Raw genomic sequence first — 10663 nt, forward strand, 5'->3', positions numbered from 1 at the left:
AGGCCGGCGGCCCGCAGGCCCGTCGGCAGGCCGGCCACCCGCCTCAAGCGCGGGTCGTCGACGCTCCGCCTCCGCGTCGGCTTCGTCTTCATCGCGATGGTGCTCTCCCTCTTCGCCGCCCGGCTCGTGCAGCTGCAGGGCGTCGACCCCGGCCAGTACGCCGCCATGGCCGCCGAGGAGGGCAAGATCAGCGTCGTCCTCCCCGCCGAGCGCGGCGACATCCTCGACCGCAACGGCGAGCCCCTCGCCGACTCGATCGACGGGCTGATGGTCGTCGCCGACCCCTCCCTCACCCAGAAGCGCGCGGCCGAGCTCGCCGGCTTCCTCTCGCGCCGCCTCGACCTCGACTACATCGCGACCCTCAAGCGGCTGCGGATGCCCGACAGCCGCTTCCAGTACGTCGCCCGCCAGATCCCGGCCGCGCGGGCCCGCGACGTCGTCGACGCGGCCAAGGAACGCGGCTTCGTCGGCATCTACACCCGCGACGACCCGGTGCGCGTCTACCCGTCGCGCGAGATCGGCGCCAACCTCGTCGGCTTCCTCGGCACCCCCAAGAAGGACGGCTCGGCGCGGCCGCTGGCCGGCCTCGAGACGGCGTTCAACAGCTACCTCTCCGGCCACGACGGCGAGGCCCGCTACCAGGTCGGCGCCTCCGGCAGCCGGATCCCGCTCGGCGACAACACCGTCGACGAGCCCCGCGACGGAGCCGACCTCACCACCACGATCGACCGCGACCTGCAGTGGTACTGCCAGCAGGTGCTCGCCGACGCCGTGCGCAACGCCCGGGGCGACTCCGGCACGATCGTCGTCGGGGACTCCCGGACCGGCGAGGTCCTGTGCCTGGCCGACTACCCGACGTACGACGCCTCGCGGCCCGACCTCGCCTCCAAGGACCACCGCGGCACCCCGTCGCTCAGCGAGCCCTACGAGCCCGGCTCGGTCGAGAAGGCGCTGACCATGGCCGCGCTCATCGACGCCGGCAAGGTCACCAGCAAGACCCGCTTCGAGGTACCGGGCGTGCTGCTGCGCCAGGACCGCCCGATCCACGACTACTTCGAGCACGGCACGATCCGGCTGACCCTCGCCGGCATCCTGGCCAAGTCGTCCAACATCGGCACCGTCATGGCCGCCGACCAGTTCGAGCAGGGCCAGCTGCGCTCCTACCTGACCGACTTCGGGCTCGGCGCCAGGACCGACGTCGGGCTGGCCGGCGAGAGTGCCGGCATCCTGCCCTCCGGCGCCATGTGGACCAGCCAGACCGGGGACCGCATCGCGTTCGGCCAGTCGCTGTCGGTCAACGCGCTGCAGATGTGGGGCGCGATCAACACGCTCGCCAACGGCGGCGAGCGCGTCGACCCGAGCATCGTCAAGGGCGTCGCGACCCTCAAGGACGGCACCGAGGTCGGCAGCGGCGTCGCCCAGCGTCGCCGCGTCGTCAGCGAGGACGCCGCCCGCCAGACGTCCGAGATGATGGAGCGCGTCCTCGACCCCGAGGACGGCGTCGCCCCCGGCGCGGCCATCCCGGGCTACCGCGTCGCCGGCAAGACCGGCACCGCGCAGCGCGTCGTCGACGGGGTCTACGACGGCTCGTTCACCGTCTCCTTCGCGGGCTTCGCCCCGGCCGACGACCCGCGCTTCACGGCCTACGTCGTGGTGCAGAACCCGCGCAACGGCGGTGGCGGCGGCTCGGTCGGCGGACCCGCGTTCGCCAAGGTCATGGGCTACACCCTGCGGCGCTACGCCGTCGCCCCCACCGGCACCCCACCGTCGCGGCTTCCCGTCGGGTGGTGATGCAGGATGGGTCGGCCATGGAACCGCCGCTGACGACCCGCCCGCACGCCCCGGCCGTGACCCCGCTCGCCGGCCTGGCGGGCAGCCTGGCGGGCGCCCGCGTCGTCGGCGACGCCTCCGACGTGGCCGTGCGCGGGCTGACGCTCTCGACCCAGCGGGTCGAGCCCGGTGACCTCTACGCCGCGCTGCCGGGCGCCCGCGTGCACGGCGCCGACTTCGCTGCCGCGGCCGTCGCCGGCGGTGCCGTCGCCGTGCTGACCGACGAGGCCGGGAGCGACCGCGCGGCCGCCGCCGGGGTGCCGGTCGTCGTCGTCGAGCGGCCGCGCACCGTCCTCGGTGCGCTCGCGGCGCGCATCCACGGCGACCCCGCGACGGCGATGGCGATGATCGGCGTCACCGGCACCCAGGGCAAGACCACGACGACCCGGCTCGCGGAGGCCGGCCTCCAGGGCTCGGGCACCTGCGCCGCGGTCGTCGGCACCGTCGGCACCCGGATCGCGGGCACCGACGTCAGGACCACGCTGACCACGCCCGAGGCACCCGACCTGCATGCCCTCTTCGCCGTCATGCGGGAGCGGGGCGTCGTCGTGTGCGCGATGGAGGTCTCGAGCCACGCGCTCGTCATGGGCCGGGTCGACGGGGTCGTCTTCGACGTCGCGGTCTTCCTCAACCTCGGCCGTGACCACCTCGACTTCCACACCGACGTCGAGGACTACTACCGCGCCAAGGCCTCGCTCTTCACGCCCGAACGGGCGCGGCTCGCGCTGGTCGGCACCGACGACGAGCACGGTCGTCGCCTGGCCCGCGAGACGACGCTGCCGGTGCGGACCTTCGCCCTCGACGACCCCGACGCCGACTGGCGTGCGGTCGACCTGGTCCTCGAGCGGGAGGGCTCCCGCTTCACCGTGGCCGGGCCCGCCGGCCTGACCCTCGCGGCCGGCGTACCGCTGCCGGGGCGGTTCAACGTCACCAACACCCTGGCCGCGATCGCGGCCGCGGCCGAGGCGGGCTTCGACCCCGCGGTCGTGGCGACGGCGATCGCCCGTTCCGGCGGGGTGCCCGGCCGGCTCGAGCGGGTCGACGCGGGCCAGGACTTCCTGCTCGTCGTCGACTACGCCCACAAGCCCGACGCCGTCGAGGCCGCCATCGGCACCCTGCGCCCGCTCGCCGAGTCCGGCGGCGGCCGCGTGGTCGTGGTGCTCGGAGCCGGCGGCGACCGCGACCCCGGCAAGCGGCCGATCATGGCCGAGATCGCCGCGCGCCTGGCCGACGTCCTCGTCGTCACCGACGACAACCCGCGCACCGAGGACCCCGCCGCGATCCGCGCCGCCATGCTGTCCGGCGTCGACGAGGCCCACCGTGACCGCGTCGTCGAGGTCGGCGACCGCCGCGCGGCCATCGCGCACGCCCTCGGCCTCGCCCGGGCGGGCGACGTCGTCCTGGTCGCCGGCAAGGGGCACGAGGCCGGCCAGGAGGTCGCCGGGGTCGTGCACGAGTTCGACGACCGCGTCGTCGCGCGCGAGCTGCTCGCGACGCTGCCGGGCGGCCGAGGGTGATCCCGCTGCGCCTGACCGAGATCGCCCGCCTCGTCGGCGGCGACCTGCACGGACCCGACGTGGTCGTCGACGGGGCGGCCTACGTCGACACCCGCGCGGCCGAGCCGGACGGGCTCTACGTCGCCGTGGTGGGGGAGCGCGTCGACGGTCACGCCTACGCCGACGGGGCGCACGCCGTGCTCGGCAGCCGTCCCACGAGCGCGCCGACCGTGGTCGTCGACGACGTGACCGTCGCCCTGGGTCGCCTCGCCCGCGCGGTGGTCGACCGCCTCGGCACGCCCGTGCTGGCACTCACCGGGTCGCAGGGCAAGACCGGCACCAAGGACCTCCTCGCCCACCTGCTCGCGCCGACCGCCGTGGCCACCCGCGCCAACAACAACAACGAGCTCGGCGTCCCCCTCACCGTGCTGCGCGCCCACCCCTCCACGACCCACCTCGTGCTCGAGATGGGCGCGCGCGGCATCGGCCACCTCGCCTACCTCTGCGAGATCGCGCCGCCCACCGTGGCCGGCGTGCTCAACGTCGGCACCGCCCACGTCGGCGAGTTCGGCGGCGTCGAGGCGATCGCCGCAGCCAAGGGTGAGCTCGTCGAGGCGCTCGGCGACGACGGGACCGCCGTCCTCAACGCCGACGACCCGCGGGTCGCCGCCATGGCCTCACGCACCCGCGGCCGCGTCCTCACGTTCGGCCAGGCGGGCGACGTGCGCTGGCGCGACGTGTCGCTCGACGCCCTCGGACGCGCGTCGTTCGACCTCGGGTCGAGCGACGACGGCTCGTGGGAGCGCGTCACGCTGCGCCAGACCGGCGCCCACCAGGTCGCCAACGCGGCCGCGGCCGCCGCGATGGCCCTCGCGGCCGGCGTACCCCTGGGCGACGTGGCGGAGCGGCTCTCCACCGCCGAGGCCGCCTCGCCGTGGCGGATGGAGCTGACCGAGCGCGCCGACGGGCTGCTGGTCCTCAACGACTCCTACAACGCCAACCCCGCCTCGATGCGTGCCGCGCTCGACGCCTTGCGCGCCCTCGGTCGCGAGCGGTCCGGCCGGACCGTCGCGGTCCTGGGCGAGATGCGCGAGCTCGGCCCCGAGCACGACGCCGGCCACCGCGAGGTCGGCGCGGCCACGGCCGGCGTCGACGTCGTGGTCGTCGTCGGCGACGCCGCCACCGGGATCGCCGACGGCGCGCGGGGAGCGGGCGTCGGTGAGGTGATCGTCACGGCGGGGCGCGACGACGCACTCGCCCGGGTGCGGAAGAATGCGGGCGCCGGGGACGTCGTCCTCGTCAAGGCCTCCCGAGCGGCAGCGCTCGAGGTGCTCGCCGCCGCACTGCTGGACACCCCGCTGGACGACATGCTGGACAACACGGAAGGAGGATCGCCCACCTCATGAGAGCGATCCTCCTCGGCGGCGGCATCTCCCTGTTGATCTCGCTGCTCGGCACCCGCGTGGCCATCACGCAGTTCACCAAGCTCGGCTACGGCCAGGAGATCCGCGACGACGGGCCGACGACCCACCACACCAAGCGCGGCACTCCCACGATGGGCGGGGTCGCGATCATCGGCGCGGTCGTCGTCGGCTACTTCGCCGCCAAGCTGATCACGCTCACGCCCCCCTCGGCGTCCGGACTGCTGCTGATCTTCCTGTTCGTGGGCTGCGGCCTGGTTGGCTTCCTCGACGACTTCATCAAGATCTACAAGCAGCGCAGCCTCGGCCTGCGCAGCAAGGCCAAGATCGTCGGTCAGACCCTCGTCGCGGTCACCTTCGGCGCGCTGTCGCTGTCGCCGTGGCTCGAGGACGAGAGGAACCGCACCCCGGCCAGCGAGAAGATCTCGTTCCTGCGCGAGATCGACTGGCTCGCCTTGCCGGTGATCCTCGCGGTCCTGCTGATCTGGCTGATCGTCACCGGCACCAGCAACGCGGTCAACCTGACCGACGGCCTCGACGGCCTGGCCTCCGGCGCCTGCGTGATGGTGTTCGGCGCCTACATGCTCGTGAACATCTGGCAGAGCAGCCAGTCCTGCGAGAACAGCCCCGGCCCGCAGTGCTACGACGTCCGCGACCCGCTCGACCTCGCGATCATCGCCGCCGCGATCACCGGCGCCTGCTTCGGCTTCCTGTGGTGGAACGCCTCGCCAGCCGCGATCTTCATGGGCGACACCGGCTCGCTCGGCCTCGGTGGCGCGCTCGCCGGGTTCGCGATCCTCACCCGCACCGAGCTGCTGCTCGTCATCCTCGGCGGCCTGTTCGTGCTCATCACGCTGTCGTCGATGATCCAGACCACGGTCTTCAAGGCCAGCCGCAAGAGCGCGCTCTTCCGCAAGGTGTTCCGCGTGCAGGCCCAGCACCGGGTCTTCCGGATGGCCCCGCTCCACCACCACTTCGAGATGCTCGGCTGGGAGCAGGTCACCGTCGTCGTCCGGTTCTGGATCATCACCGGCCTCTTCGTCGCCACCGGCCTCGGCGTCTTCTACGCCGAGTGGGTCGCCCGCCTGTGAGCCCCCGGTGAGCGCGGCACGCGACGTCGACGGGCTCGACCGCCAGTCGTCGTGGGACGGCGTGCGCGCGGTGGTGGCCGGGTTCGGCGTGTCCGGGTTCGCGGCGGCCGACAACCTGACCCACCTCGGCGCCTCGGTGACCGCGCTGGCCGACAAGGCCACGGCCGCCCAGCTCGAGAAGGCCGAGCTGCTCGAGGTGCTCGGCGCCCGCGTCGACATCCACGCCGGCGCCACCCGGACGCTGCCCGACGAGGTCGACGTGCTGGTCACCTCGCCCGGGTTCCGGCCCGACAGCGCCCTCCTCACCCAGGCCGCCGCGCGCGGCGTACCGGTGTGGGGCGAGGTCGAGCTCGCCTGGCGCCTGCGGGCACCCGGCCCGACCGGTGAGCCCGCGCCGTGGCTCTGCGTCACCGGCACCAACGGCAAGACCACGACCACCCAGATGCTCGACGCGATCCTGCGCGCCGGCGGCCTCACCAGCATCGCCGCCGGCAACGTCGGGCTCCCGATCGTCGAGGCCGTGATGGACCCCGCGCCCTACGACGTCTTCGCGGTCGAGCTCTCGAGCTTCCAGCTCCACTACACGCAGTCGATGAGCGCCCAGGCCGCCGCCGTCCTCAACCTCGCCGAGGACCACCTCGACTGGTACGCCGGCGACTGGCTCGGCCCGCGCACCGGCTACGAGCAGTACGCCGCCGACAAGGGTCGCGTCTACAGCAACGTCCAGCGGGCGTGCGTCTACAACGTCGCCGACCGGGCCACCGAGGACCTCGTGCTCGAGGCCGAGGTCGTCGAGGGCGCCCGCGCGGTCGGGTTCACCCTCGGGATGCCGGGTGTCGGCATGCTCGGCGTCGTCGAGGACCTGCTCGTCGACCGGGCGTTCATCGAGGAGCGCTCCACCAGCGCCGCCGAGCTCTGCACCCTCGCCGACCTCGCCCCTGACGGCGGCGTGCCCGCGCCCCACGTCGTCGCCAACGCCCTCGCCGCCGCCGCCCTCGCCCGCGCCCACGGCGTCAGCCAGGCAGCGGTGCGCGACGGGCTCCGTGGCTTCCGTCTCGACGGCCACCGGATCGCCGTCGTCGCCAGCCGAGACGGGATCACCTGGGTCGACGACTCCAAGGCCACCAACCCCCACGCCGCCCAGTCCTCGCTGCAGGCCTACGACCCGGTCGTCTGGGTCGCGGGCGGCCTGGCCAAGGGCGCGGCGTTCGACGAGCTGGTCCGCTCGGTGGCCTCGCGGCTGCGCGGCGTCGTCCTCCTCGGGCGCGACCAGCAGGTGATCGCCGAGGCGCTTTCGCGACACGCACCCGAGGTGCGGGTGATCGCGATCGACGCGCCTGACACTGGGTCTGCTCCAACGATCGACGGCGGACCCGACCTGATGCGACGGGTCGTCGCGGCGGCCCACGACCTGGCCGTCGCCGGCGACACGGTGCTGCTGGCCCCCGGGTGCGCCTCGCAGGACCAGTTCACCGACTACGCCGCACGGGGAGACCTGTTCGCCGCAGCCGTACACGGCCTTACTTCCCCCTAGACGCCGGCACGACAGGAGACCCCGGGTGACGACAGCGAGCCCCGAGCGGTCCTTCCGGCTCCCGCGACTCCCACGTCCGCGCCTCACGCGCCCGACCCGCGCCTCGCGCTCGTCCACCACCTCGACGAAGGCCCGGCCGACGTCCTGGCTCGGCGCCCTGCGCGAGGCGCTCGACCGCCCGCTCACGACCTACTACCTGCTGCTGAGCTCCGCCGCGCTGCTGCTGACCATCGGGCTGGTCATGGTGCTGAGCTCGTCGAGCGTCTTCTCGTTCCGCGCGACCGGCGACTCCTACACGATCGTGCGCCGCCAGCTGATGTGGGTCGTCGTCGGCCTGCCGTGCGCCTTCATCGCGAGCCGCGTCTCGCACCAGTGGATCCGGCGCCTGGCCTACCCGGCGTTCTCGGTCTCGCTGATCCTGCTGCTGCTCACCGCGTTCATGGGCGTCGAGCGCAACGGCAACACCAACTGGCTGGCCCTCGGCCCGCTCGTGATCCAGCCCTCGGAGATCGCCAAGCTCTCGCTGGTCGTCTGGGCCGCCCACATCTACGCCAACAAGGAGCGCCGCCTCACCAGCCTCCACCAGATCATGGTCCCGGTCGTCCCCGGCATGCTGCTCGCCACCGGCCTTGTCATCGTCGGCCGCGACCTCGGCACCGCGCTGATCCTGTTCGCGATCCTGATCGGCATGCTCTGGGTGGTGGGCGCCCCCGCGCGGCTGTTCGTGATGTCGAGCCTGCTCATCGGCGTGCTGGCCCTCGCGCTGGCCGCCACCGACACCGAGCGCCTGGCCCGCATCACCACGTTCGTCGACCCGTTCCAGGACTTCCACGGCACGGGCTGGCAGCCGGCCCACGGCCTCTACGCGATGTCGTCCGGCGGCATCTTCGGCCAGGGCATCGGCGCCAGCCAGCAGAAGTGGGGGGCGCTGCCCGAGGCCCACACCGACTACATCTTCGCCGTCCTCGGCGAGGAGCTCGGCCTGGTCGGCACCCTCCTGGTCATCGCCCTGTTCCTGACCATCGCGTTCTCCGCGCTCCGCATCGCTCGGCACACCGAGGACCCGTTCGTCCGCTACGCGTCGTTCGGCGTCGTGGTCTGGCTGATCGGCCAGATGATCGTCAACGTCGGCATGGTCCTCGCCCTGCTGCCCGTCATCGGCATCCCCCTGCCGCTGGTGTCCTACGGCGGCTCGAGCCTGCTGCCGACCCTCGCCGCCCTCGGCCTCCTCGTCGGGTTCGCCCGGCGCGAGCCCGCGGCCGCCCGGGCCCTCGCGCAGCGCAAGAAGCTCCGCTCGGCGGGGCTGTCGGCGCGCCGGTAGTTTCTAGCTCGATGAGAGTCCTCCTCGCCGGCGGCGGTACTGCCGGCCACACCTCGCCCCTGCTCGCCACCGCCGACGCCCTCCGTCGTCTCGACCCCGGCGTGTCGATCACCTGCCTCGGCACGCCGCGCGGGCTCGAGACCCGTGTCGTCCCCGAGGCCGGCTACCCGCTCGAGCTGATCGCGCCGGTGCCCCTGCCGCGCAAGCCCAACGCCGACTTCTTCCGTGTCCCCGGCCGGCTCCGCGGCGCGGTCAACGAGACCCTCGCGATCATCGACCGGATCGAGCCCGACGTCGTCGTCGGCTACGGCGGCTACGTCTCGATGCCGGCCTACGTCGCCGCCCGCCGCCGCAAGCTGCCGCTCGTCGTCCACGAGCAGAACTCCCTGCCCGGCCTGGCCAACAAGGCCGGCGCGCGCGTCGCCTCGCGCGTGGCGGTCAGCTTCCCCGACACCAAGCTGCCCGGGGCTGAGTACATCGGGCTGCCCATCCGGCGGATGATCTCCCAGCTCGACCGGGCCGGCCTGCGCGCCGAGGCGCTGGCGTTCTTCGGCCTCGACGCCGACCGGCCGACGCTCGTCGTCACCGGCGGCTCGCAGGGCGCCCGCCGGCTCAACCAGGCGGTGGCCGGCGCCGCCCGTGCGCTCGGCGACGCCGGCGTCCAGGTGCTCCACGTGGTGGGGCCCAAGGGCGAGGCCACGCCCGAGCCGTCGGGCACGCCCTACGTCGTCGCCCACTACGTCGACCGGATGGACCTCGCCCTCGCTGCGGCCGACCTGATGATCTGCCGCGGCGGCGCGTCGAGCGTCACCGAGGCGGCCGCCACCGGGATCCCCGCGATCTTCGTGCCGCTGCCGATCGGCAACGGCGAGCAGGCGCTCAACGCCCGCCCCGTCGTCGAGGCCGGGGGAGCGCTGATCGTCGACGACGCCGACCTCACCAGCGACTGGGTCGCCGCCCACGTGCCCACCCTCGCCAACGACGCAGCCCGGCTCGCCGGCATGAGCGCGGCCGCGTCCGGGCTGATCCCGCGCGACGCCGACGACAAGCTGGCCGCGATCATCACCGAGGCGGCGCGGCGGTGAGGGTGCCCGTCCCCGACGAGATCCCGCCGCTGGCGTCCCTGGGCCGGGTCCACCTCGTCGGCATCGGCGGCGCCGCGCTGTCCGGCATCGCCCGGATCCTGCTCGCCCGCGGGGTCTCCGTCAGCGGCAGCGACGGCACCGACTCGCCGGGCCTGGCGACCCTGCGCGACCTCGGCGCGACCGTCCACCTCGGCCACGACGCCGCCCACGTCGGCGGGCTCGGACCGACCGACACGCTCGTCGTGTCGACCGCGATCCACGACGACAACCCCGAGTACGTCGAGGCCGTGCGCCGGGGGCTCACCGTGCTCCCGCGCTCGGCCGCGCTCGCCTCGGTGATGGGCGACCGGCGCGTGGTCGCGGTCGCCGGCACCCACGGCAAGACCACGACCACCTCGCTGCTGACCGTCGCGCTCCAGGCCGCCGGCGCCGACCCGTCCTACGCCATCGGCGGCGACCTCGCCGCCACCGGCGTGAACGCCGCGGTGGGGTCGGGCGACGTGTTCGTCGCGGAGGCCGACGAGAGCGACGGTGCCTTCCTCGTCTACGACGTGCACGCCGCGATCGTCACCAACGTCGACGCCGACCACCTCGACCAGTGGGGGACGCCGGAGGCCTATGCGGCGGCGTTCGACGAGTTCGCCGACGCCCTCGACCCCGACGGGTTCCTGGTGTGCTGCGTCGACGACGCCGGGGCCGCCGCGCTCGCCGCCCGCCAGCGCGCCGAAGGCCGCCGCGTCATCACCGTGACCGCGACCGACGCCTCCGCGCTCGAGGGCACCGCCCTGTGGGCGCCCGGCGACCACTACGTCGCCGACGCCCTCGCCGCCCTCGCCGCGGGCGAGGCCCTCGGTCACGACCGCGCCGACCTCCTGCGCGGCATCG

8 protein-coding genes are annotated in these 10663 nt (G+C 74.0%); all 8 read left to right on the forward strand.

What is annotated here, in order from left to right:
* A partial coding sequence (locus tag Q7T52_RS04205; RefSeq protein WP_304799697.1) for a penicillin-binding protein 2 occupies nt 1-1791 on the forward strand: 1791 nt, incomplete at its 5' end.
* A 17-nt stretch (nt 1792-1808) separates the two neighbouring features.
* Nucleotides 1809-3347 (forward strand): UDP-N-acetylmuramoyl-L-alanyl-D-glutamate--2,6-diaminopimelate ligase, encoded by a 1539-nt coding sequence (locus Q7T52_RS04210; RefSeq protein ID WP_304799699.1) that lies wholly within the window; start codon nt 1809-1811, stop codon nt 3345-3347.
* On the forward strand, nt 3344-4732 hold the full coding sequence (murF, locus tag Q7T52_RS04215) for a UDP-N-acetylmuramoyl-tripeptide--D-alanyl-D-alanine ligase (protein ID WP_304799701.1): 1389 nt from the start codon (nt 3344-3346) through the stop codon (nt 4730-4732). The genes Q7T52_RS04210 and murF overlap by 4 nt, the downstream gene beginning before the upstream one ends.
* Nucleotides 4729-5838, forward strand: a complete 1110-nt coding sequence (gene mraY, locus Q7T52_RS04220) for a phospho-N-acetylmuramoyl-pentapeptide-transferase (RefSeq protein ID WP_304799703.1) — start codon at nt 4729-4731, stop codon at nt 5836-5838. Before murF ends, mraY begins: the two co-directional genes overlap by 4 nt.
* 7 nt (nt 5839-5845) lie before the next feature.
* Nucleotides 5846-7372 (forward strand): UDP-N-acetylmuramoyl-L-alanine--D-glutamate ligase, encoded by a 1527-nt coding sequence (murD, locus tag Q7T52_RS04225; protein ID WP_304799704.1) that lies wholly within the window; start codon nt 5846-5848, stop codon nt 7370-7372.
* A gap of 25 nt (nt 7373-7397) precedes the next feature.
* A complete protein-coding gene (gene ftsW / locus Q7T52_RS04230; protein ID WP_304799707.1) occupies nt 7398-8693 on the forward strand; it encodes a putative lipid II flippase FtsW in 1296 nt (431 codons plus the stop codon).
* Between the two features lie 11 nt (nt 8694-8704).
* Nucleotides 8705-9778: an undecaprenyldiphospho-muramoylpentapeptide beta-N-acetylglucosaminyltransferase gene (gene murG / locus Q7T52_RS04235; RefSeq protein ID WP_304799709.1), complete on the forward strand. Its 1074-nt coding sequence runs from the start codon at nt 8705-8707 to the stop codon at nt 9776-9778.
* The coding region (locus tag Q7T52_RS04240) for a Mur ligase domain-containing protein (protein ID WP_304799711.1) at nt 9775-10663 on the forward strand (889 nt) is incomplete at its 3' end. The genes murG and Q7T52_RS04240, both read left to right, overlap by 4 nt.

Source organism: Nocardioides sp. (assembly GCF_030655615.1).
Taxonomy (GTDB): Bacteria; Actinomycetota; Actinomycetes; order Propionibacteriales; family Nocardioidaceae; genus Nocardioides.